The sequence below is a fragment of the Chloroflexota bacterium genome (assembly GCA_020850535.1).
GTDB lineage: Bacteria > Chloroflexota > UBA6077 > UBA6077 > JACCZL01 > JADZEM01.
This window is the reverse complement of sequence record JADZEM010000211.1, coordinates 1-23,082: the sequence shown is the minus strand read 5'-3', so window position 1 is coordinate 23,082 and position 23,082 is coordinate 1. Positions and strand designations below refer to the sequence as shown.

Genomic DNA, 23,082 nt, shown 5'->3' with positions numbered 1-23,082 from the left:
TGCAGGATCGTAGGCGGGGCTTTCAAGCCCCGACGCCGCCGCACGACGCGCTCAACATACGATTGCACTGGTAGCAGCATCAGGGCGATGGCATGTTCATTGGTGTCCCCGAAGCATCATGGAACGGACGGTCGGGGACTGAAGTCCCCGCCTACACGCATGCAGTCGCTGCGCGACGGACACCGGAAACGGCGTCGTCTGGTGAGTGGTGAGACTGGGGCGTCGCGCAGCGACTGCAGGATCGTAGGCGGGGCTTTCAAGCCCCGACGCCGCCGCACGACGACATCAACATGCAATCGCCCTGGGTGGGAAGTCGCAAGCCTTGCCCTGAGCCTGCCGAATGGGTCACGCCGCTCGGGAAGACGGGGTCAAAGACAGGCTCTCTTCGCTCAGGAAGACGGAGGCGCACCATAATCTGCCGGGCAGGCGATAGTTCACGACCATCTGACGACGAGGGTGCGATGGCCTCCGCGTGACTGACCTGCTCCAGATTCTGGTCTTCGGCGTGACGGCCGGCGCGGTGGTCGCGTTGAGCGCCGCCGGCTTCACGCTGACATTCGCCGTCTCGCGGCAGGTCAACCTGGCGCACGGCAACATCTTCGCGCTGACCACGGTGGCCGTCGCCAGCCTGACCCGTGCGCTCGGCGTGACCGCCGCCACGCCGCTGGCCGGCCGGTTGGCCGTGCTGCTCCTGCTGGTGGCGGCCGGCGCGGTCGTCGGCGGGCTGCTCGGGGGGGTGGTCGAGCGGCTGGCGTTCCGCCCGTTCGACGGTCGGCGCGAGCCGCTCGGGCCGCTGATCGCCAGCCTCGCCCTCTCCTTCTTGATGCTGGGGATCGCCGTCCGCTGGCACGCCATCACCACGGTGCCGGTGCCGGCCCACCAGGGCGTCAACCTGCCGATGCTCGCCATGCCGGACCTTGTGCCGCCGGTGGAGCTTGGCTGCTGCGCCATCAGCGTCACCCTCAAGGATCTGCTGGTGCTGGCGATCGGCGGTACGGTCGCACTCGGCGGGACGCTGGCCCTGGCGCGGAGTCGGGCCGGGCGGATGCTGCGCGGCATCGCGGAGGACGCCGAGCTGGTGGCGCTGTGCGGCGGCAACCCGCGCTACGGGCGGCTGCTCGGGTTCGTGGCGGCCGGGGCGCTGACCGGCGTGGCCGCTGCCATCTTCGCGGCCTACTACGGCGGGACCAGCGCCAACCACGGCCTCCGCGGCGGCCTGACCGCGATGACCGCCGCCTTCCTGGGCGGCATCGGGAACCCGGCCGGGGCCTTGCTCGGCGGGGTGGCTATCGGCGTGCTCGGCAGCCTCGGCGATTTCTTCCTGAGCGCGTTCTGGACGCCCGTGCTGACGCTGCTGTTGCTGGTCGGACTGCTGGCGTGGCGTCCGGCTGGCCTGCTGGGCAGCAGCATCCCGCCCGTCGCCGAGCAGCCCGTTGGCGACGGCCGCCGCTCGACGGGGCAGCCAGACGCCCGCGCCCATCGGCTGGTCTGGCTGCTGCTGGCGCTCGCGCTGGTCTACCCGCTGCTGGGGAGCCTGCTCGGCGGCGTCCGCCTCTACGACGCCACCATCGTGCTGTTGCTGGTGGCGCTGGCGCTCGGGCTGGAGATCGTCGTCGGGTTCGCGGGGCTCTTGGATCTCGGCTACGCGGCGTTCTTCGCCATCGGCGGCTACACCATGGCGATGCTGACGGCCGGCAGCAGCCGGTTGGCCCCGATGCTGCCGGCCATCCTCCACGAGCCGTGGCTGGCCCTGCCGCTGGCGGCGCTCGCCGCAGCCGGCTGCGGCATCGTCTTCGGGCTGCCGAGCATCCGCGCGCGCGGCGAGTACCTCGCGGTCGTCACGCTGGCGCTGGGGGAGATCGTGCCGGCCCTGGTGATCCGCTTCCCGGACTGGACCAGCGGCGCGCGCGGCATCTCGGGGATCGTGTCGCCGCGCGTGCCGCTGACACCGGACGGCTCGGCGCTGGGGACGTACGGGCTGGCGCTGCTGCTGGCCGCTGGCGTCTGGCTGCTGGCCTCGCGGCTGGCCGGCGCGCGCCTCGGGCGGGCCTGGGCCGCCGTCCGCGACGACGAGCTGGCTGCGCAGTCGGTGGGCGTGGACGCCACGGGCGTCAAGCTCCAGGCGTTCGCGCTGGGGGCCGGTGTGGCCGGGCTGGCAGGAGCGCTCTTTGCCGGGCTGGTCGGGCACATCGTCCCCGAGCAGTTCGACCTGACGCTCTCGCTGATGGTGCTCTCTGCCGTGGCGATTGGCGGGCGCTGGGGGCTGGCCGGGGTGATGGCCGGCGCGCTGCTGGTGGCCCTCTACGACCGGCTGCTGGTCGATCTGGTGAGCGCGGGTCTGCGGAGTATCGGAGGACTGCTCACCTGGCCGCTGCCGCGGGCCACGGATCTGCGCGGCGACAACTTCCTGGTGTTCGGGCTGCTGCTCTACCTCGCGACGCTTGCGCCGGCCCGTCGCCTGCCGCTCGCTCCGCGACGTGCGCCGCGCGCCGCCCAGCGGGATCATCGAACGCCCGCCCCCTCGGCCGAATGACTCGGCGGGGGAGCGGGCGTCCAGGTCAGGCGCCGGCCGCCTGTTTCGCCTTCTGAATGGCCGAGGCGTAGCGGTCGAGCGTCTCCTTCGCCGGCTGCTTCTGCTGCACGATGTCGCGGAAGGCATCGTTCATCGCGCGGCTCACGTCCTCCCAGTACGGCACGTTCGGGCGGGCGTCCACGTGCTTGAGCGCCTCCTGCACCGCCTGGAAGTACGGCTTCTGCCACTCGGGCACGTTCCCGAAGGCGTCCGTCCGCATCGGCGGCCATCCGAGCTTTGTCAGCAGCGCCGCCTGCGTGTCCTTCGACATCAGGAACTCGGCGAGCTGCAGCGCGCCCGCCCGGTTCGGTGCGCCAGCCGGGATGCCGAGCACCTCGCCGCCCAGCACGTGCGATTCGCCGTTCGGGCCGGCCCAGCCCTGGTACGCCTTGATGTCCTTGCGGCCGTTCTTGTCCACGATCACGTTGATCCCGAACGGCCAGTTGCTCCCGAGGTACGCCGTGTCGTTCGAGATGATGGTGTTCATCGTGTCGAACTTGGCGGTGCGGTACTCGGGCGTCAGCAGCGGCTCAAGCTGGGCCATGAACTCGAACGCCTTCACCGTGCCGGCGTCGTTCAGCGCCAGCGGGTCGCCGCCGGCCTGCTTGATGAACTCGAAGACGGTCACCGAGAGCGGATCGCCGGCCGCGCCCTGGATCGCCAGCTTCCCGATGCCCTCCTTCTCCTTGAGCGTCTGCCCGGCCTTCAGCAGCTCGTCCCAGGTCTTCGGCGGCTGGAGGCCGGCCGCGCTGAGCTTCGCCTCGTTGTAGAAGGCGATCTGGACATTCGGGCGATAGGGCAGGAAGAACCGCTTGTTGTCGAACTGGGTGACCGGCACCAGCGCGTCGATGGTCGTCTCGGGGACGCGCGCCGACTCGCCGCTGAGATCCTCGACGATGCTGTCGCGCACCAGCGGCCCGAGTCGCAGGTTGTCCTGGGCGACGAGATCCACGTCGACCTTGCCGGCCGTCTTCTTCGCCTTCAACTGATTGACGACGTCCTGGGACTCCATCTGGATCATCTTGACCTGGACGCCGGCACTGGACTCGAAGCCCTTGAGGATCTCGCCAAGGGCGGTGCGCTCATCCTCGGCCAGCGCCGTCACGAACGAGACGGAGCCGCCGCCGCCGTTGCCGCCAGCCGTGCCGGGCTTGCCGCTGGCCTGCCCGCCGCCGGTGGTCTGCCCGCCGCCGGTGGTCTGCCCGCCGCCGGTGGTCTGCCCGCCGCCGGCGGATGCTGGCCCGCCGGTGGAGGACTGCCCGCAGGCAGCGAGCAAGAGCGTCGTGCTGCCGGCCAGGGCCAGCGCGCCAAACTGTCGTCGCGTGAGCCGCATCGTGGTTCGCTCCTTGTGTGAATCGCCTCAGCCCCGCACCCGACAGCCCCCGCAGCGCCCCTCACGCGCTGCCCGCTCGCCTTACCCCTTGATCGCGCCGCTCAGCGTCCCCGCTTCGATGTACCGCTGCAGTGCCAGCGTCACGACCATCACCGGGATCGTCAGCAGCACCGCGAACGTCGCCGTGTCGAACACGCTGCCCCGGTTCGAGTAGTAGAAGGTCATCAGTGGCAGCGTCCGCTCACCCAGGAACAGGTAGATCGCGTAGACCAGGTCGTTCCAGGACTTCAGCCAGGCGAAGAGCGCCGCCACGGCGATACCCGGCGCGGCCAGCGGCATCACGACGCGGGCCAGCGTGCCGATCTTCCCGTTGCCGTCCACGAACGCCGCCTCCTCGACCTCGCGCGGGATCATCTCGAACGTCCCGACGAGGATCCACGCCACGAACGGCAATGTTGGGACGAGGTGGGCCAGCATCAGGCCGAGATCGGTGTCGTTGAGGCCGAGCCGGAGAAACGTGATGGCGACCGGCATCGCGATGCCGACGTCCGGGAACATCTGGGTGAACAGCAGCCCGAGGATCAGGCCGTAGCGCCAGGTGCGCGGCATCCGCGAGATGACGTAGGCGGCCGGCGCGGCGATCAGCACGCCGAGAACCGCCGTACCCGTCGCCACCAGCAGGCTGTGGCGGGCCGGACCGTACAGCGTGGCCGGGTTCAAGAGCGCCCGCCAGTGCTCCAGCGTGGCGTTGTAGATCAGGAACGGCGGGCGAGCCGTCATGATGTCCTGTGGCGCGCTGATCGACACTTTCAGGAGGACCAGCAGCGGCAGCAGCGTGGCGACCACGAAGACGGCCGCCAGCAGTACGAAGCCGATCCGGAGGACGAGCCGCGTTGCGGCCGCGTTCGTGCCCGAGCGCGGCGCAGCGGCAGCCGGGTGCGAGATCGCCTGCGTGCTCATGCCAGCTCTCCCCGCCGCCGCTCGACCAGCAGGAAGTAGGCGGCGATGAACGCTACGATCATCAGCAGCAGGATGGTGGCCGCCGCCGACGCCGAGTACGGATCCTGGAAGTCAAAGTAGTTGCTGTACACGAAGGTGGACATCACCGGGATCGAGCGGGACGCCATCACCATCACCACGTCGAAGATGCGGAAGGCGTCGATAGCCCGCACGATCAGCGCCATCGTGATGGCAGGCATCAGCAGCGGCAGCGTGACGGACCAGAAGGACTGCCAGCGGTTCGCGCCGTCCACGTCGGCGGCCTCGTAGACATCGCCGGGGATGGACTCCAGCCCGGAGAGCAGCAGCAGGGTGACAATCGGCGTCACCTTCCACATGTCGGCCAGCGCGATGGCGAACACGCCGCGCAGGCCGCTCTCGGTCCAGTAGATCGGCACGTCGATCAGCCCCAACCGCAGCAGGGCCTCGTTGACGTACCCATTGGTGCGGAAGAAGTAGAGCATCGCAGCGCCCGCCACCAGCGTGGGGACGCCCATCGGGGTCAGGATGACGGTTCGGAAGAAGCCGCGCCCCGCGAACGTGCGAGCCAGCATCAGCGCCAGGATCAGTCCCGCCACCATCTCCATCGAGACGCTGAGGGCGGTGATCCCGAGCGTGTTCAGGAACGCGGCTGTGAAGTCTGGCCGCCCGACGATGTACTGATAGTTGCTGAGGCTCGGAAAGGCGCCGCTGTACCGGTCGGTGAAGCTCATGCCGATGGCCTGGAGGACCGGTACAAACGTCAGCAGCAGGATGTACAGCGTGAGCGGCAGAAGCATCAGCGTCTCCAGCCAGTAGCGCTGGAGCAAGCGTCCCGGAGCGTGCAGCATAGAGACCTCCTCGGCCCGCGGGGGACGACAGCAGCGGCGGCCACCGTGAGCGCCGCCGGAGGCTGCCTGCACGGCGCGTGCCACATTGCGCTGCTGCATTCGCAGAGGTGAGCGTATCCGGCTGCGCCACCGCAAAGCCGCGTGGTCCAGCGACGCAATAGCGCAGCGGGTGGACCCCAGGTCCACAACCCGGGGCGCGTTCCGCCGGAGAGAGCCCCGTCGCGCTATGCTTACGGCAGCGATTGGCAGCCCCGATGGTGACCGCCGGTGTCTCACCATCCAAGCCGGGCCGGGGAGCAGCGCATCCGCGTGCGATGTGCCGCGAGCCGCCCCTGGAGCGCGCACCGGCCGATGTCCACCTCACAGCCCCAGCCCGCGGCTGTCCGGCCCGCGTCGAGGCGCCAGCCCCCCGTGTCCCAGCCGAACGCCAGCCGCCTCAAGCTGGTGCTGATCCTCGGGGCGCTCGGCGCGTTCGGGCCGCTCTCGATCGACATGTACCTGCCAGCGCTGCCGGCCCTGACCCATGATTTCGGGACCGGCGCGTCCGAGGTTCAGCTCACCCTCAGCGCGTTCTTCTTCGGGCTGGCGCTCGGGCAGGCCATCGTTGGCCCGCTCAGCGACGCTCTTGGGCGGCGGCGACCGTTGCTGATCGGGCTGGGTGCGTATGCGCTGGCCTCGCTGCTCTGCGCCACCGCCCCGAACATCTGGGCGCTGGTCGGCTTCCGCTTCGTGCAGGGGTTCGCGGGGGCGGCCGGCATGGTTGTGTCGCGGGCTATCGTGCGGGATCTCTACACCGGCGTCGCGGCGGCTCGGTTCATGTCTGTCTTGATGCTCGTCGGCGGCCTCGCCCCGATCCTCGCCCCGATTCTGGGCGGCCAGTTGCTGCAGTTCAGTCCCTGGCAGGGCATCTTCCTGTTCCTGGCGCTGTTCGGCGGGCTGCTGTGGGTCGCGATCGAGCGTGGCCTGGGGGAGACGCTGCCGGCAGGCCGCCGCCAGACGGAGGGCCTGCGTGGCACGCTGGTGACGTTCCGCACGCTGCTGACGGATCGCAGGTTCATGGGGTACGCCGTGGCCTGCGGCCTCGCCATCGCGGCGATGTTCTCCTACATCTCTGGCTCGTCATTTGTGTTCCAGAGTGTCTATGGGGTCTCTCCGCAGACCTTCAGCTTCATCTTTGGCGGCAACGCCATCGGGCTGCTGATCATGGGGCAGGTCAACGGCCGGCTGGTGGGTCGCGTCGCCCCGATCCGCATGCTGACCATCGGCCTCTGCGCGGCTGCCGTCGGCGGCCTGACGCTGCTGCTGGTCGTCCTCAGCGGCGATCTGCTCCAGGGCGTTGGCCTGTTCGCCATCGTGCCGTCGCTGTTCTTGGTCGTGGCCTCGCTCGGGCTGATCATGCCGAACGCGACAGTGCTGGCCCTGTCCGGCTCGCCGAAGACGGCGGGAGCGGCCTCGGCGCTGCTGGGCGTGCTCCAGTTCTCGCTCGGGGCGGGCGTCGCGCCGATTGTCGGCATGGGCGGCGCCGCCACGGCCTTGCCGATGGCGCTGCTCATCGCCGTGCTGGAACTGTGCGCGCTCGGTGCGCTGGCCGTGCTGACGTTCGGGATCGGGCTGCAGCGACCGCTCACCCCCCGAGAGATGACGACCACGTCACCCTCTGGCGACGGGCTGGGGTGACCGCACCCCTGCCGCTGCGCGACTATCCTTCGGCCCGCAAGCTCGTCTTCGGCCCGCAAGCTCCCGCGGAGCACGACTATCGTTCCGCGGAACGACATCGTTCAGGACCTGCGCCGACATCATCTCCGGCGCGGAGCGGGGTGGCGCTTCGACGCTACTCCTCGAAGGCGCGCAGGAAGACTTCGGGCACCTCGACCACCGTCGAGGCTGCCTCGGCATCTCCTGGTGGCGGCGTGTCGCCGGCGGCGACGCTCGCGGCTGACTCGGTCGGTGGCTCGCTGCGCCCCTTGTCGCCGTTCAGCAGCCCTTCGGCCACCAGCAGCGGCACCTTCAGGTGGACGGCCAGCGCCAACGCCTGCCCGGCCCGCGTGGGGATCGTGGAGCGACCATCGGTGCGCTCAAGCCGGAGGCGGGCGGCCGGCTTGCCGGCCTCGTCGGCCACCAGCTCGACGGCGGTAAGCTTGCCCTGGAGCTGGGTCACGACCTGGGCCATCAGCTCGTAGGTCTGGCCGGGGAGCGTCTTCTCCTCGCGCAGCTCGTGAAAGATGACGTGCGCTTCGGGTCGCGAGATGGTGATGAGCAGCCGACCGCGGGCCGGCTCGGCGTCCAGGTCGCGCTCCAGCACGGCAACGAGCCGGTCTTCACCGGCCCGTTTGACGGCGCGCACGCTCATCTCGATCACGACTGCTGCTCCCGTGGCCGCGTCGCCCTGGCCCTGTGGCGCCCTGCGCGCCATTCCGTTTCCATGCTTCCAGCATGAGAGTGCAGCCGAGAACTGTCAAGCGTTCCAGCAACAGATTGCGGGTGCACTTCGCCGTGTGTGCCGAGCCGGACAGGCGCGGTCGGTCTTCAGGCCGGGCCGCCGCCCGTGCGAACGGACGACTGGCGTTCAGGCAGGCACGTATAATCCCGGCAGGTGACGCTGGCGGAGGCGACGATGCTCACGATGGAGCCTGGGCGGACCGGTACTCTCGCGGCAGACGAGCTAGCCGCGCTCGAATCGATCCAGCGTCGCGTGCTGTGGCTCGCGACGAACATGATTCACCATGCCAACAGCGTTCGGCCGAACCTGGATGGCTCCAAGATCGGCGGCCACCAGGCGTCGTCGTCTTCGGTGATCTCGATCCTCACGGCGCTCTATTTCAGCGAGCTGCAGGCCGGCGACCGTATGGCCGTCAAGCCGCACGCCTCGCCAGCTTTCCACGCCGTGCAATACCTGCTCGGCAACCTGCCCCGGAAGTACCTCACCGAGCTGCGCTCGCTGAAGGGCATCCAGGCCTACCCCAGCAAGTCGAAAGATCACGACCCCATCGACTTCTCGACCGGCTCTGTGGGCCTGGGTGCCGTCGCGCCGGCCTTCTCGGCGGCCGTCGCGCGGTACGCCAGGCTGCACTTCGGGGATGTAACGTCGAAGCGGTACATCGCCCTGCTTGGCGATGCCGAGCTGGACGAGGGCAACGTCTGGGAGGCCGTCTTCGAGGATCACATCCAGGGCCTCGGCAACGTCCTCTGGATCGTCGATCTGAACCGCCAGAGCCTTGACCGGGTCATCCCCGGCATCCGGGCCGCACAGCTCAAGTCGCTGTTCCAGGCCAGCGGCTGGCAGGTGCTGGAGTGCAAGTATGGCCGCAAGCTGAAGGCGGCCTTCGAGCGACCGCACGGCGAGGCGCTCCGCCAGCGCATCGACGAGATGAGCAACCCGGAGTACCAGAGCCTGATTCGCTGCAGTGGCGAAGAGGCCCGGGGCCGGCTGATCCTGCCCGCCTCCGATCCGCAGGGCGTGGCGAAAGCCATCGAGGACATCTCCGACGAGGAGCTGCCGGCGCTGCTGGCCGATCTCGGCGGCCACGACATCGTGGAGCTGACCAATGCCTTCGCCGAGGCCAAGGCGAACCCGCACGCGCCGGCCGTGGTGTTTGCCTACACCATCAAGGGGTGGGGCCTGCCGATTGCCGGCCACCCGATGAACCACTCCGCGCTGATCACCGAGGAGCAGCTCAAGGATCTGGGCGCATCGTTGGGCATCGCGGAGGGCGCGGAGTGGGACCGCTTCCCCGAGGACTCGATCGAGGCCCGCGTCTGCCGCACTGCTGCCGAGCGACTGCGCGGCATCGACGAGCAGATCCCGGCCCCGCTGGTCACGCCCGAGCAGATCCCCACCTCGCTTGGCATCCGCCACATGCCGCGCAGCGCCACCCAGGAAGCGCTGGGCCGCCTCCTAACCGAGCTGGAGCGCATCCCCGGCCTGGGCGAGCGCATCGTGACGGTTGCGCCCGACGTGGCCGTCTCGACCAACCTCGGCGGCTGGATCAACAAGGTCGGTGTGTACGCGCCGGACGCCATCCCCGACTTCGAGGCCGAGGGGCCGCGCCTGCTCCGCTGGGAGCCAGGTCCGACGGGCCAGCACGTCGAGTTCGGCATCTCCGAGATGAACCTGTTCATGATGCTCGGCGCGCTCGGCACCTCGTATGAGCTGTGCGGCCAGCAACTGTTCCCCATCGGCACGGTCTACGATCCGTTCGTCTGCCGTGGCCTCGACGCGCTGATCTACGACCTCTACAACCAGTCCAAGATGATCCTGGTCGGGACGCCCTCGGGCATCACGCTCAGCCCAGAAGGCGGGGCGCACCAGTCCACCATCACGCCGTCCATCGGCATCGAGCTGCCCAACCTCCTCTTCTACGAGCCCTCCTTCGGGCGCGAGGTCGAGTGGACGCTGCTCGAAGCGCTGCGGCAGGTGGCGGACCGTCAGCACGGCAAGACCACCTACCTGCGCCTGACGACCAAGCTGGTCGATCAGTCGCTGATGGACCCGGCCATCCAGCGGCTGGGCGAGGAGACGCTGCGGCGGCAGGTGCTGGCCGGCGGCTACCGGCTGATCGACCACCGCTACGACGCCCCGAACCTCGTGGGCAGCCCGGTGGTGCAGATCGTGGCGGCTGGCGCGATGATCCCCGAGGCTATCGACGCGGCGCGCATGCTCCACCAGGAGGGCGTCGCGGCCAACCTGATCAACGTGACCAGCCCGGGCCTGCTGTACCGTGGCCTCGCAGAGGCGCGGCGCGGGCATCTGCGGCAGGGTACCACCGGCGCTGACGCCGGCCACCTGGGCGAACTGATCCTCCCCGAAGAGCGCCACGCGCCGATCATCACCGTGCAGGACGGCGCATCCCACGCGCTCAGTTTCCTGGGCAGCGCCTTCGGAGCGCGTGTCGTGCCGCTCGGCGTGGACGAGTTCGGGCAGTCGGGGACGCGCGCCGACCTCTACCAGTACTACGCCATCGACGCCGAGAGCATGGTGTCGGCGGCCCTGCTGGCGCTCGACCTCAGCTAAGGGCGGCGCGCGGTCGGCGCGCTGGCCCGTTCACAGGCGCTCGCCCCCTCGGCCGCGGCCCGGCGAGGGGGCACGCTCCATCCAGACCCGCGCACCATCCAGGCAGGCAACCTGTCAGGCAGGCGAGGCACTCCCATGGCGATGAGACTCCTGCGGTCCGGCCTCACCTACGAGGACTACCTCCAGCTTCCCGATGACGGCCAGCGCTACGAGATCATCGACGGGGAGCTGTACGTGTCCCCAGCACCGAACATCAAGCATCAGACCGTATCGATCAACCTCAGCACCGTGCTGAACATGCACGTGCGCGCCGAACGTCTCGGGCAGGTGCTTGCCGCGCCCACAGACGTGCGCTTCCTGGAACGATCCACCGTCCAGCTAGATCTGCTCTACATCAGCCAGGCGCGTCGCGGCATCATTACCAGCCAGAACGTCTGCGGCGCGCCTGGTCTTGTCGTCGAGATTATTTCTCCGTCGTCTACCGAGATGGACCTGGAGATCAAGCGCGACCTCTACGCCCGCCATGGCGTCCCGTACTACTGGATCACCCACCCGCAAGAAGAGTCGTTGCGCGCCTATGCCCGCGGGCGAGATGGCGCTTACGAGCGGATCGCAGAGGGGCAGGGCGACATGCTGTTTTCGGCGGCTCCGTTCCCGGACCTGACGATCCCACTGGCGATGCTCTGGGACGCGTGATAGTGAAGCGTTCAGTGCACCACTTGCTTTGCGACGTGAGGTAGTCGGTGCGCCAGTACACGGCGGACCATGCCGTCATCCAGGCGTGGGTCACATCGCGCGGCGGGCAGCCGGCTCGGGTGCGCGGGACCGACGTGCCACGACTGGCGTTCGGCGACCTGCCGCCCAACTGGGAGGCCGTCTCCTGGCCCGACCTGTTCGTGCTGCTGACGAAGGGCCGCCTCGGGCTGATGTACGAGGACAGCCCGGGCAGCCGCGTCTGCAAGCTGGTCAAGGCCAGCACCATCTGAGGGACGATCTCAGGTGAATGAAGCTGTAGCGTGCGTGCTTGTCTCGAAGAGGTCGCCAGGGGGCAGGGCGATTGCCTGTTGATGTCGTCGTGCCGCCGCGTCGGGGCTTGAAAGCCCCGCCTACCATCCTGCAGTCGCTGCGCGACGCTCCAGTCGCACCAGTGCCGGCCGTTCCCGACGACCGTCGCGCAGCGACTGAATGCGTGTAGGCGGGGACTTCAGTCCCCGACGAGGTTGCAGGACGTGCTCGTCATGCAATCGCCCTGAGGGCAGCGCCAGTGCAATCGTATGTTGAGCGCGTCGTGCGGCGGCGTCGGGGCTTGAAAGCCCCGCCTACGATCCTGCAGTCGCTGCGCGACGCGCCAGTCGCACCAGTGCCGGCCGTTCCCGGCGGCCGTCGCGCAGCGACGGTGTGACTGTAGGCGGGGACTTCAGTCCCCGACGCGGCGGCACGACGACATCAACATGCAATCGCCCTGCGCCAGGGGGCGCGCCTAGCCGACGAGGCCCAGCGCCCAGGCGCTCGCGCCGACCGCCAGACTGCTCACCAGCGCTGCCAGATAGATCACGACCCAGGTCGCCCAGCGCTCGGCGCGCCCCTCGGCAGGGCGGCCGTCCAGCTCGGCCCGAGACTCGCGCTGCCAACCGAGCGGGCTTTCTGCGCCGGTCGTGGCAGCGGCAGAGGCACTGGCTGCGACTGACGATGTCCCGGGCGGTCTGACGGCCATCTGGCTCGCTCCTCTGAAGGCAGCATGCCGCTGCCAGTTAGCCGGCCTGACGTGCCAGGTGCCGCCACTCCGATGGCCGTCGTGCCCGATACCTGCTCGACAGAACGCTTCGCAGGGCGCGTGCCATGCTCCTGTGTAGTGCGAGCCTGAGGCGCCAGTCGGTCAGCCGGCCGGTCACCGGGGCACGAAACGGCCCCACCTGTGCATCAGGTGGGGCCGCTTCCAGACGTTCGGGGCGGAGAATCTTCGGCTGGCCGCTCAGGACGCGCGGCGCCTGCCGGCTCGTGCGGGCGCCGGCTGCGCTTGCGTTTGGGCGGGTGCTGGCGCGTCGTCCTGGCCCAGATCCAGCCGCGAGACCAGCGCCGAGAGCGTTGCGGCCGTCGCAGCAAGCTCGTCTGCCTGGGTGAAGATCGTGTGTACCTGGACAGACATCTCCTCCACCGAGGCCGACACCTCTTCGGTGGATGCTGCGCTCTCCTGCGCGACGGCCGCCACGGCCTGCGAGGCGTCCGAGACCTCGGCGGAGCGCACGGCCATCGTGTCGATGGCGGCCCGGCTGCTCTCCATCAGCCCGCCGATCTCGGACATCGCGCCTTCAACCGTGCGCGCATCGCCCACGAGCCGCCCGGTGACGCCGCTGATGTCTTGTGCCTGGACGGCAGTCGCGTCGACGGCCTCGAGGATCTGAGCGAGGGCTGCGCCAGCCTGGTCGGCCCGCGTCGCCCCGAGCTCGACCTTCTCCGCGCCGAGCTGCATAGCCGTGACGGCGTCCCGGGTGCCGGTCTGCACGTCGCGGATCAGGCCGCTGATCGCCTTGGTCTCCCGCTGCGAGCGCTCGGCCAGCTTGCGGACCTCATCCGCCACGACGGCGAACCCCTTGCCGTGCTCGCCAGCGCGGGCCGCCTCGATGGCCGCGTTCAAGGCGAGGAGATTGGTCTGCTCGGCGATATCGTCGATGGTCTCGACCACCGCGCCGATCTTCTCGCTGAGCCGTCCCAGTTCGCCGATGGCCTCGCCGGCCCGCCCGACGACATCCTTGATGTCCGCCATGCCGGAGACGGTGTCGCGGACGGCGTCCGCGCCGTGCTGCGCGGAGGTGCGCGCCTGGGTGCTGGTCGTCGCCACCGCCTCGGCCCGCGAGGCCACCAGATCCACACTGCTGACCATCGTTCCGCTGGTGGCGATCGCGTGCTGCACCAGCCCGGCGATCTGGTTGGAGTCCCGAGCAACGTCAGACAGGGACCGGCTGAGGACGTCCAGCGCCTCGCTGCCGTCAATCGACGCCTGGGTGGCCGAGGTTGCGCCGTCCGCCAGCCCCTGCATCGTCGTGGCGACCTGCAGCAGGGCCGTGTTGACGTGCCCCAGGGCGTTTCGGAGCGTCTCGCTGACGTCGCTCAGCAGCGTGCTCGTCTTGTTGGTCTCGGTCAGCGTCTCGACCAGCAGCGTCTTCATCTCGGCGGCGTGCTCGGACAGATCGTACTCGGGACGTGCCACCTGGACGGCCGCCAGATCGACGCCCGCCGAGGCCAGGTAGTCGAAGAAGAAGGCGTCCATGATCGCCTGGATGTCGTAGTTGAAGACGACGAAGATGGCGCGCTCGGCCTTTGCTCGGAAGCCGGGCCGCAGCAGGAACGACTTTCGCAGGTGCTCCCGCACCAGATCCTGGTAGACCGCGTACGAGCCGACGTACCACTTCAGCGGCAGGTCGATCTGGTTGTGCAGCCGGCCGACCTTCAGGCGTCGCTCGAAGTAGGCCGGGCCGAAGCCGCCGCTGTTCGCCGCCTCATCGAAGATCTGGGTGAAGTAGCCTGCTTGCGAGATCTCCAGGTGCTTGCGTAGATCTTCAAGCGAGATACCCTTCTTGGCCGCCTTGCCAGCGAAGAACTCGCGAGTCCCGGGATGGGTGAACTGGTGCTCGTAGAACTGCCTGGCGACGGTCGGGGCGACGCGCTTTGCCCAGGGCGCCAGCGAGCGCAGGACGGCAATATCAGCATCCGTAAAACAGAGAAGCTGCTTGCGGAGATCGAGATTTCTGGCGTTGATCCGATAGAGATCCGTCAACTGCGCCATAAGTGCGACTCCTGCCCCAACGAGTCAGAGGATCGCCGGGGGTGATCCTCTGTGACGACATCCGCGCGCGGACGGCGCGGCATCGCGCAGCGACCGAATCGATCTGGTCCTGCGGCACTCATCAGAACGGCAGACATTGTGTTTGGAAGTCGCGGTGTCGGAGAAACCTGACGGAAATCTAACGTCTATCGGTCATGCCCCTGACACAACGCGGCCGGGCAGCGATCGTACGCTGCCCGGCCTGCATCTTCTGTGTGCGTGCGCTGCCCGGCGCCGCTCCACAGTCGGAATGCTAGACGGCTGCGCCGACCGCCGCCTCTACGATCTCGATGGCCCGCGCGGCTTCTTCGGCCGTCGGCGCGCGCAGTGGCGAGCGGCAGGCTGCCGACTTGATCACGCCGCGCTTCACCAGGACCGCCTTCATCGAGGCGAAGTTCGAGCCGATGGCTGACGCACCCTTCACGACCCCGGCCAGGTTCGCAGCGGCCAGCACCCGTTCCTGGTGGCGGGCGGCCGCCGCCATGTCGCCGGCCCGGGCCGCCTCGTACGCGCCCACGCACGCCGCCGCCGTCACGTTCGAGATGCCCGGGATCGCGCCCGAGCCGCCGGCGTAGGTCGCGACGTCGATCAGGCCCGTGCAGCCCAGGAACGCCCGCAGGTTGACGCCGTCCTGCTTCGCGTCCACCAGCACCTTGCGGAACCACTCCAGGTCGTTCTGGCTGTCCTTCAACCCGACGATGACGCCTTCCTTCGCCAGCTTGCGGACGAACGGCGGCGTCACCTTTACCTTCACCGTCTGGGGGATGTGGTAGAGCAGCAGCGGGATGCTGACGGCCGCCGCGACCTCCCGGTAGAAGGTCTCCAGCTCGGTCTCGTTGTTCGGGTAGTAGTACGGCGGTGTCGCGGCGAGGGCGTCGGCCCCGGCCCGCTCGGCCCGCCGGGCATGCTCGATGGTCAGCGCGGTGGAGGCGTCGCCCACGTTCGCGATGACGGGCGCACGGCCCCGGGTGGCCTTGACCGTCGTGGCGACGGCGGCGGCGCGCTCGTCGGCGTCGAAGCAGGCGAACTCGCCGGTCGTGCCCATGACCCAGATGCCGTGGACGCCCTCGCCCAGCAGGTAGTCCACCAGCGATGCCAGCGAGCCGTGGTCGATCTGCTGATCGTCAGAGAGCGGCGTCAAGATCGGGGGAAAGATGCCATGCAGGCGATTCAGATCCATGAGAAGCACCTCGCAACAATGGTCGGGCTGCCGGAGGATACCGCACGCCGCGACCGTGCCCACAGGTGCAGGGTGTTGCGCCCATGGCACACCACCGCGGCGCGGCGGAGGCTGATCGCTCTCGAGCGGAGGCGGGTCTCTCTGGAAGAACCGGCCCAACCCACCGATGATCCAGAGTGAACGCCCCTCATGAGGCTGCGCGTCGCCTTTCTGCTACGGCCATCACTCTTTCTATGCGTCGCCGCGTTAGACGAGAAAGAGGGGTCTCGCGCGGGCGCTCGGGGGACAGGCGCGGCGGCGCACGAGATAGAGAGACCAGACGGACGTGCAGGGCGGGGCGGAACGATCCGCCCTCCTGCACGAAGCGTGGCCGCCGGCGAGCGGCCAGGGAGGCGGGAACGGTCGTGAACGAGAATGACAGCACTCTGACCGCGCGGCGGGTCAGTCGCCGCGCCTTTGCGCGCGGCGCGACGGCGAGCGGGGCTGTCGCCGTGGCCGCCTATGCCAAGCCCAGCCTGACGCCGTTGGGTGTGCCACGCGCGCTGGCCGTGTCAGGCCCTGAGCCGACCCCGCCGCCGCTGACGCCGCCGAGCACCGTCACCAAGACGCCCTCGACGGCCACGCCGACGACGACGCCCGGCACGGCCACGCCGACGACGACGCCCGGCACGGTGACGCCGACAACAACGCCGGCCACCGTCACCCCAACGGCTACCAGCACCCCCGGCACCCAGACGCCGACGGCCACGCCCGGCACGGTGACGCCGACAGCGACGGCTGGCACGGTGACGCCGACGGCCACGCCCACCGAGACGGCGACAGCCACGCCAACCTCGACTGGCACGCCCGGCACGGCCACGCCCACCGAAACCCCAACGGCCACGCCGACCGGCACCGTCTCGACGGCGACGCCCACGGAAACGCCGACCTCCACTCCGACCGCGACGCTCGGAACGGCCACGCCCGAGGGTACGCCAGGGACGCCCACGCCCACCGTGACGACCACTCCAGGGACGCCCACCGCCACATCGACGCCGGTCACGCCGACCCCGACGCCAACAGGCGACGACGACGACGACGACGACGACGACGACGACGACGACGACGACGACGACGATGATGACGATGATGACGACGATGATGACGACGGGGTGACGACGCGGCGCTCGTCGGATGGGGGCAGCCAGATCCGCATCAGCGAGCCGGGCGTGGCATCGGCTGGGCCGCCGCGCGATCCCGGCGTGCTGGCGGCTGCGCCCGGCGCCCCACGCCCCGGTGTCGCGGCAGCGGCCCCGGCGCCGCAGGTACCGCAGCCAGGAGTTGCCGCCGCGCGCCCCCTGCCGTCAACGCTGCCCGTCGCTGGGCAGGCCGGCCCAGGCCTGCTGGCAGGCATCCTCGGCGGTATCGGGCTGGCAAGCGTCGGGGCTGCCCTGCACCTGCGCCACCGCCGCAGGTCCGCCGAGCGGGCTGCCCCGCCAGACGCCGATCACGGCTTGAGCGGTGACGTCTCGGAGCTGCCGCTCGACGAGGATCACCACCACCAGTAGCCGCCAACGCTCAGCCGTTCCCCACGGAGCGGCCCGATCCGCGCCACGACGCCACGAGGCCCCCACCCCCCAGGGGGGTGTGGGCCTCGTGGCGTCGTGGCCTTGTGGCGAGATGGCGTCCTGGCCTTGTGGCGAGATGGCGCCCTGGCAGGACGCGCGGGACCGCACTGGCGGGACATGTGCGTCCGTCGCAGGTGAACGCGGGAGCTGTACGGCCGGCCGTGCCCCGAAGCAGCGACGGGGTGGCCGGCCGCCGGAACGCAGCGCTTCGAAAGGCGCACAGCAGCCTGCTGCCGTCGCCAGCTCGCGGGCCATCAGCGTCGCCGGTCGCCACTGAGCGCAGGACACGGCCGCCCGCCCGCTGTGACTGCGTTTATGCATGTTGGTGAGAGAGAAGCTCTACCCATTGGGACTATGTCGGGTAGTCATCCTGGGTGAGTCGCAGTATCACGAAAGAAGAGTTATAGAAATCTCGACAAGACGACAGCCTGCGAGATCCCCCGAACGGGTTATGGCGAGTTGTCTCGCCGCGTTAATGCGTCATCGTTGTAATGAATGACGAAATAATGCGGCAGGCGTGACGATGAACACCCAGCTTCGGCGCTTCTCTCGACGGTTCGGCTTCTCGGCCATCGCCCGACTCGTTCTCCTCCTCGTGCTGCTCTCCTCTTCGGCCTCCTTCCTCCCGCCGACCCCGGCCCTCGCCGCCGACGTGGCTGCCGAGCAGACTTCGGTGTCCGGCGTCATGGATGCCCAGGCGGCATCGTACCTCGACCAGTTGCTCTCCGAGATCAACGCGCGCCGCACCCGGGCCGGCAGCCCGCCGGTCATCTACGCGGGCCTCGACGCCAACCTGGCCGTCAGCCAGTACCTTTCCGATCTGACCCCGCTGATGGTCTCGGCGCACTCCTGCTTCCACGGGAATGGCAACCCGGTCTCCCCGGGCTGGGACTACGTCAAGGGCAGCGGTTTCCGGGCTGAGGCGCGCGGCGAAGTGCTGGCCTGCCCCGGCGACAACGGCTACTGGACGGCTGCGAAGATCGCCGACGGCTGGTGGGGCTCTCCGAGCCACTGGCGCTCCCTCTACGGCGACCCGCGCGTCAACGCCATCGCCTGCGGCACCTTCGGCGCGCAGAACGGCGGTCGCGCGTACCAGACCATCGCCTGTGTGACCTACCGCGTCTAAGCGGCCCGTCAGCGCGACTCGTCACCGTGCTGTTCGGACGGTCACCCCGAGGCCCGCGCGGATCACGCCCCGCGCGGGCCTCTTCACGTCCCCGGGCGTGCTGCCCGACGGTGCTCCCCCGTTCTCGCACGCATCCGACGTGTGTCCGGCGCTCGACAGCGTCGGCGTGGCCTCGGTTTCGCCTCGCAGAATCATGACACCGCTCACGCGTCTGCGGTACTCCGGCGTGGCGCGCTCCTCCTGTATCTCGGCGATGTATGTGCCTCAGGTGGCTGACGTACCGCCTCTCTTCCTGAAGATCGTGAGCAGATTGGGTAACGCTGGCGTGACAAAAGTGTTATTGCTGGTGTGCTATTGGGTGATACTGGCCTGTCGGCTGGCATACACTGTGCAACACGCAGCGTGGCACATCCCTTGGCGTGACACCGTTCGTCGGGTCGTTTCGTTAGGCTCCGTGAGTGCTTGCGTGCGAGGCGTGGTTTTGCAAATGCTGGCTCAGCGGGTTGCCCCCCTCCGCTTCCTCTCCACCCTGCTCCTCCTGGTCCTCATCGCGCAGATCGCCGTCCCGCCGGCTGACGCGGCCCCGGCCGCCGATGACGACGAGGTTGCGGACGCTTTCTTGCTGCGGCTCCGCGACGAGATCAATGCGCGGCGGGCTCACCTCGGCGCGCAGAGCCTGGCGTACGTGCCGGCCCATGCGAACGCCGCACTCGACGGCTTCCTGGCCGAGACGGCTCCGGCCCTGGCCTGGCCGAGTCCGTGCATGCACCATCTGGTGGGCGGCAACTTCTCCTGGGACTTTGTCCAGGCGGCCGGCTTCGACGGCGAAGCACGCGGCGAGGTGCTGGCCTGCCCGGGGCCGGAGCCGTACTGGACGCCGGACCGCGCGGCTGACCAGTGGTGGGAGTCGCCTGTCCACTTCGAGGTACTCTACGCCGATGCTGATGCCAACGCGCTGGCCTGCAGCGCCTACGGCGTCAGCAGCGGCAGTGGCGGCGGCAAGCGGCGGGGGCGCAGCGCCGACGCGGCGATGGCCGTCCTCTGCGTGACGTTCCGGGCCTGAGCGGCTGGGCCAACCCCTGCGTCCTGGCAGCCTTCTCCCTGTCCCCTATCCCTCGCGCCTTCGGTATGATCCCTCCGATCCGATCCGTACTCCCGTGGGAGGGACCGACGATGGTGTTGCAGGCAGGGCCAGGACCGCGCGGAGCCACCCGCTGGGATCCGGACCAGTACCTCAAGTTTGCCGACCACCGGCTGCGGCCAGCTCTGGAGCTGCTCGGGCGGATGCCGCTGACGGACCCCCGCACGGTCTACGATCTCGGGTGCGGCGCCGGCGAGCTGACCCGCATGCTGGCCGAAAAGTGGCCCGAGGCGAGCGTCACCGGCGTCGACAGCTCCCAGGAGATGCTCGAGACGGCTGGATCTGCGCCGAGCCGCGTACAGTGGCGCGAGGCCGACATCCGCACGTGGCAGCCCGAGACCCCGCCCGACCTGATCTACTCCAACGCCACGCTCCAGTGGGTGGACGGCCACGCGGAGCTGTTCCCACGGCTGGTGAGCCTGCTGGCGCCCGGCGGCTGCCTCGCCGTGCAGATGCCGCTCTCGTGGGGCGCGGCGTCCCACCGGCTGATGCGGCAGACGCTGGTCGATGGCGGCGCGGGCGGCACGGCGCTCGGGGACGATGCCCTGCGCGCCAGGGTTGGCCGCAAGTGGGTGGACGACGCCGACGAGTATTACGACCTGTTGGTGGGTCGGACGGCCACCATCGACATCTGGGAGACGGAGTACCTCCAGATTCTGGAGGGGGACGACCCGGTCCTGGAGTGGGTCAAGGGGACGGGGCTGCGTCCGATCCTGAACGGCCTCGGCGAGGCGGAGCGCTCCGTCTACCTTGCGGAGTACGCCCGTCGCCTGCGTGATGCCTACCCGATGCGTGCGAACGGCAAGACCCTCTACCCGTTCCGCCGCCTGTTCATCGTGGCGACAGTCTGATGCCGACGAAACAGCTGCGGGTTGGCATTGTCGGCGTCGGGTTTGTGGGGGCGGCCCACGTGGACGCCGTGCGCCGGATCCCTGGGGCCGAGGTGGTGGCCGTCGCAAGCTCGACGCCGGATCGGGCGCGTCGTCACGCCGACGAGCTGGGCATCCCACGGGCCTACGCCGACTATCGCGGGCTGCTGGCCGATCCGGAGATCGACGTCGTTCACAACTGCACCCCGAACGTCTGGCACTTCCCGATCAACCAGGCGATCGTCGAGGCTGGGAAAGCCTGCTTCTCCGAGAAGCCCCTGACGATGAACGCCGCCGAGGCCGAGCAGCTCTTGCGGCTGGCGCGTTCGCGCGGGGCGCACACGGCCGTCAACTTCAACCATCGCGGCTTCCCGCAGGTGCAGGAGGCCCGCGCGCTGATCCAGCAGGGTGAGCTGGGGCGCGTCCACGCCGTCCACGGCAGCTATCTGCAGGACTGGCTGCTGTTCGACACGGACTGGAACTGGCGGCTCGATCCGACGCTCGGCGGCGCGACGCGCGTCGTGGCAGACATCGGCTCGCACTGGATGGATCTGGCCCAGCACATCGCTGGCGTGCGGATCACGGCGGTCATGGCCGATCTCGCGACGCTGTTCGTCAGCCGCGTCCGCCCGGACCGCGAGGGCGAGACGTTCCAGCGTGGGAGTTCGGGTGGCACGCGGGTGCCCATCGAGACCGAGGACTACGCCCAGGTGCTGGTCCGCTTCGAGAACGGCGCGCGTGGCTCGTTCACCGTCTCTCAGGTGAGCGCTGGCCGCAAGAATCGCCTCTCGCTGGAAGTGGACGGCGGACAGGGCGCGCTGGCGTGGTGCTCGGAGGAGGGTGAGCTGCTCTGGCGCGGCTCCCGCACCGAGGGCACGCGGGTGCTCCAGCGCAACCCACGGATGGCCGGCCTGCCGGGCCTCTCGCGCCTGCCGGCCGGGCATGCCGAGGGCTGGAACGACGCGCTGCTGAACGTGATTCGCGGGTTCTACGAGCAGGTGCAGGGCGCGGCGGCCCGCCCGTGGGTGGCATCCCTTGACGATGGCGTGCACGGGATGCGGCTGGTGGACGCGATCCTCCAGAGCAGCCGCGAGGAGCGCTGGGTCACGGTCGTGTAGAGCTACAAGCCGGGTCAAGGTCGTGTAGCTACAAAAGGACGTGCCGCGGTCTCGGGCACGCCGAACGTCAGGATGACTGCGCCAGCGGCAGCCGGACCGGCTGGCCGCCCAGCCTGCTCGACTCGGAGATCGCGAAGCAGGCTTCGTGGCTGTTGACGGCGTCGCGCAGGTTGGCGTGCGACTCCCGACCTTCCAGGATGCACTCCACGAAGTGGTCGATCTCCCCCTGGAACGGGTGGTGGCCCACCAGCCCGTTGTTCGGCAGTACCGTGGGGAAGGTCGTCCAGCCCAGGACGCCGGGCAGCTTGCGGCTGAAGAAGCGGTTGTCGCGCAGGCCGCCGTCGGTGCCGAGGATGTCGATGTTGAACTGGTACGGGATCCACGGCTCGGTGATGGCGCTGACCTTGCCGGCCTTGCCGTTGGCGAACCGGACCAGCGCGACCTGATTGGCCGCTCTCGGGAGCCCTTCCAGGGCTGTTGTCTCGAGGGCCGTGACCTCGACGATGTCGCTGCCCATCAGGTAGCGCGCGAGATCCACGGCGTGGCAGCCGCCGCTGAGGATCGCGTCGAGGGTGGCGCGCTGGAGTCGCCCCTTCGCACCGGGGTAGCCCGAGACCTCGCCGTTGTGCCAGTAGTCGGCCTGGACGAAGATCGGATCGCCGAACAGCCCCTCTGCGAGCATCGCCCTGGCGGCCAGCGTCAGCGGATTCCAGCGGAGCACAAAGCCAGCCACCGTCCGGACGCCTGCGGCGGTGACGGCGGCGTCCATCGCGCGGAGATCGGCCAGACTGGTGGCTACGGGCTTTTCGATCAGGACGTGCTTGCCAGCCTGCGCCGCTGCGATGGTCTCCTGGGCATGGCGGCTGTGCGGCGTGCAGATCGAGAGCGCGTCGAGGCCGGGGTGGGCCAGCAGCCGGTCGAAATCGTCGTAGATGCCGAGGCCGGACGGGTCGAGGCCTAGCTCGCGGGCTTTGGCAGCAGCGCCGGCCTGGGTCCGGCTGCCGATCGCTACGACGCGGCAATGGGGATGCTTGAGGTAGGCGCGCAGATGCTCCGTGGAGACGGTGCCCGCGCCCTGCACAGCGACGTTGATGTGAGTCATCAGCGGTCAGCCCTCAGCGGTCAGAAGTCGGGAGCCGACTGTAAGTATGTCATTCCGAGCGAAACGAGCTTGCGAGTGGAGCGAAACACCTCCCCCGCTGACCGTCAAGTTCGTGTCATCCGCCGACCGTCATCGTGCGCCCCACCCGCTGACCGTCACCGACCGTTGCCGTGTCATCCTGAATGCAGCGAGGAGGCGCCGGCCGAGACGCCGCCGCCCACGCCCGTCACCGACCGTTGCCGTGTCATCCTGAATGCAGCGAGGAGGCGCCGGCCGAGACGCCGCCGCCCACGCCCGTCACCGACCGTTGCCGTGTCATCCTGAATGCAGCGAGCCTGCGAGCGCAATGAAGGATCTCACCCGCTGACCGT

The 23,082-nt window shown here is 69.3% G+C and carries 18 protein-coding genes; 10 read left to right on the top strand and 8 right to left on the bottom strand.

The window, feature by feature from the left end:
- Nucleotides 1–472 precede the first annotated feature (472 nt).
- Nucleotides 473–2,533, top strand: coding sequence for an ABC transporter permease (locus tag IT306_29445; GenBank protein MCC7372575.1), 2,061 nt, complete (start codon nucleotides 473–475; stop codon nucleotides 2,531–2,533).
- 25 nt (nucleotides 2,534–2,558) lie between these two features.
- Here IT306_29445 and IT306_29440 read toward each other — a convergent pair whose 3' ends face one another.
- The 3 genes from IT306_29440 to IT306_29430 all read right to left on the bottom strand — a co-directional run bounded on the left by IT306_29440 (nucleotide 2,559) and on the right by IT306_29430 (nucleotide 5,683).
- Nucleotides 2,559–3,905: an extracellular solute-binding protein gene (locus tag IT306_29440; GenBank protein MCC7372574.1), complete on the bottom strand. Its 1,347-nt coding sequence runs from the start codon at nucleotides 3,903–3,905 to the stop codon at nucleotides 2,559–2,561.
- An 81-nt stretch (nucleotides 3,906–3,986) separates the two neighbouring features.
- The gene (locus IT306_29435; protein ID MCC7372573.1) at nucleotides 3,987–4,865 is read right to left on the bottom strand and encodes a carbohydrate ABC transporter permease; all 879 of its coding nucleotides are present in this window, start codon (nucleotides 4,863–4,865) and stop codon (nucleotides 3,987–3,989) included.
- Nucleotides 4,862–5,683 (bottom strand): sugar ABC transporter permease, encoded by an 822-nt coding sequence (locus tag IT306_29430; protein ID MCC7372572.1) that lies wholly within the window; start codon nucleotides 5,681–5,683, stop codon nucleotides 4,862–4,864. Before IT306_29430 ends, IT306_29435 begins: the two co-directional genes overlap by 4 nt.
- Nucleotides 5,684–6,085: 402 nt before the next feature.
- Between IT306_29430 and IT306_29425 the strand changes: the two genes are divergently transcribed.
- Nucleotides 6,086–7,411 (top strand): Bcr/CflA family multidrug efflux MFS transporter, encoded by a 1,326-nt coding sequence (locus IT306_29425; protein ID MCC7372571.1) that lies wholly within the window; start codon nucleotides 6,086–6,088, stop codon nucleotides 7,409–7,411.
- A gap of 154 nt (nucleotides 7,412–7,565) precedes the next feature.
- Here IT306_29425 and IT306_29420 read toward each other — a convergent pair whose 3' ends face one another.
- Nucleotides 7,566–8,093, bottom strand: coding sequence for a bifunctional nuclease family protein (locus IT306_29420; GenBank protein ID MCC7372570.1), 528 nt, complete (start codon nucleotides 8,091–8,093; stop codon nucleotides 7,566–7,568).
- 255 nt (nucleotides 8,094–8,348) lie between these two features.
- On the opposite strand from IT306_29420, the gene IT306_29415 reads away from it, so the two are divergent.
- The 3 genes from IT306_29415 to IT306_29405 all read left to right on the top strand — a co-directional run bounded on the left by IT306_29415 (nucleotide 8,349) and on the right by IT306_29405 (nucleotide 11,731).
- On the top strand, nucleotides 8,349–10,745 hold the full coding sequence (locus tag IT306_29415; GenBank protein ID MCC7372569.1) for a pyruvate dehydrogenase: 2,397 nt from the start codon (nucleotides 8,349–8,351) through the stop codon (nucleotides 10,743–10,745).
- 135 nt (nucleotides 10,746–10,880) lie between these two features.
- Nucleotides 10,881–11,441, top strand: coding sequence for a Uma2 family endonuclease (locus IT306_29410; GenBank protein MCC7372568.1), 561 nt, complete (start codon nucleotides 10,881–10,883; stop codon nucleotides 11,439–11,441).
- Nucleotides 11,442–11,488: 47 nt separating this feature from the next.
- On the top strand, nucleotides 11,489–11,731 hold the full coding sequence (locus IT306_29405) for a hypothetical protein (GenBank protein MCC7372567.1): 243 nt from the start codon (nucleotides 11,489–11,491) through the stop codon (nucleotides 11,729–11,731).
- A gap of 494 nt (nucleotides 11,732–12,225) precedes the next feature.
- Here IT306_29405 and IT306_29400 read toward each other — a convergent pair whose 3' ends face one another.
- The 3 genes from IT306_29400 to IT306_29390 form a co-directional block, all read right to left on the bottom strand.
- Nucleotides 12,226–12,459 (bottom strand): hypothetical protein, encoded by a 234-nt coding sequence (locus IT306_29400; protein ID MCC7372566.1) that lies wholly within the window; start codon nucleotides 12,457–12,459, stop codon nucleotides 12,226–12,228.
- Nucleotides 12,460–12,717: 258 nt separating this feature from the next.
- The gene (locus IT306_29395) at nucleotides 12,718–14,529 is read right to left on the bottom strand and encodes a globin-coupled sensor protein (GenBank protein ID MCC7372565.1); all 1,812 of its coding nucleotides are present in this window, start codon (nucleotides 14,527–14,529) and stop codon (nucleotides 12,718–12,720) included.
- Between the two features lie 292 nt (nucleotides 14,530–14,821).
- Nucleotides 14,822–15,748: a dihydrodipicolinate synthase family protein gene (locus IT306_29390; GenBank protein ID MCC7372564.1), complete on the bottom strand. Its 927-nt coding sequence runs from the start codon at nucleotides 15,746–15,748 to the stop codon at nucleotides 14,822–14,824.
- A 404-nt stretch (nucleotides 15,749–16,152) separates the two neighbouring features.
- Here IT306_29390 and IT306_29385 point away from each other — a divergent pair, with 404 nt between their 5' ends.
- The 5 genes from IT306_29385 to IT306_29365 all read left to right on the top strand — a co-directional run bounded on the left by IT306_29385 (nucleotide 16,153) and on the right by IT306_29365 (nucleotide 21,609).
- Complete coding sequence (locus tag IT306_29385) at nucleotides 16,153–17,295, top strand: hypothetical protein (protein ID MCC7372563.1); 1,143 nt, start codon at nucleotides 16,153–16,155, stop codon at nucleotides 17,293–17,295.
- Nucleotides 17,296–17,878: 583 nt separating this feature from the next.
- Nucleotides 17,879–18,481, top strand: coding sequence for a hypothetical protein (locus IT306_29380; protein ID MCC7372562.1), 603 nt, complete (start codon nucleotides 17,879–17,881; stop codon nucleotides 18,479–18,481).
- Between the two features lie 481 nt (nucleotides 18,482–18,962).
- Nucleotides 18,963–19,544, top strand: a complete 582-nt coding sequence (locus tag IT306_29375; protein MCC7372561.1) for a hypothetical protein — start codon at nucleotides 18,963–18,965, stop codon at nucleotides 19,542–19,544.
- Between the two features lie 110 nt (nucleotides 19,545–19,654).
- Nucleotides 19,655–20,473, top strand: coding sequence for a methyltransferase domain-containing protein (locus IT306_29370; protein ID MCC7372560.1), 819 nt, complete (start codon nucleotides 19,655–19,657; stop codon nucleotides 20,471–20,473).
- Nucleotides 20,473–21,609, top strand: coding sequence for a Gfo/Idh/MocA family oxidoreductase (locus IT306_29365; protein ID MCC7372559.1), 1,137 nt, complete (start codon nucleotides 20,473–20,475; stop codon nucleotides 21,607–21,609). The genes IT306_29370 and IT306_29365 overlap by 1 nt, the downstream gene beginning before the upstream one ends.
- Before the next feature lie 67 nt (nucleotides 21,610–21,676).
- Here IT306_29365 and IT306_29360 read toward each other — a convergent pair whose 3' ends face one another.
- Nucleotides 21,677–22,711 (bottom strand): Gfo/Idh/MocA family oxidoreductase, encoded by a 1,035-nt coding sequence (locus IT306_29360; GenBank protein ID MCC7372558.1) that lies wholly within the window; start codon nucleotides 22,709–22,711, stop codon nucleotides 21,677–21,679.
- Nucleotides 22,712–23,082 lie beyond the last annotated feature (371 nt).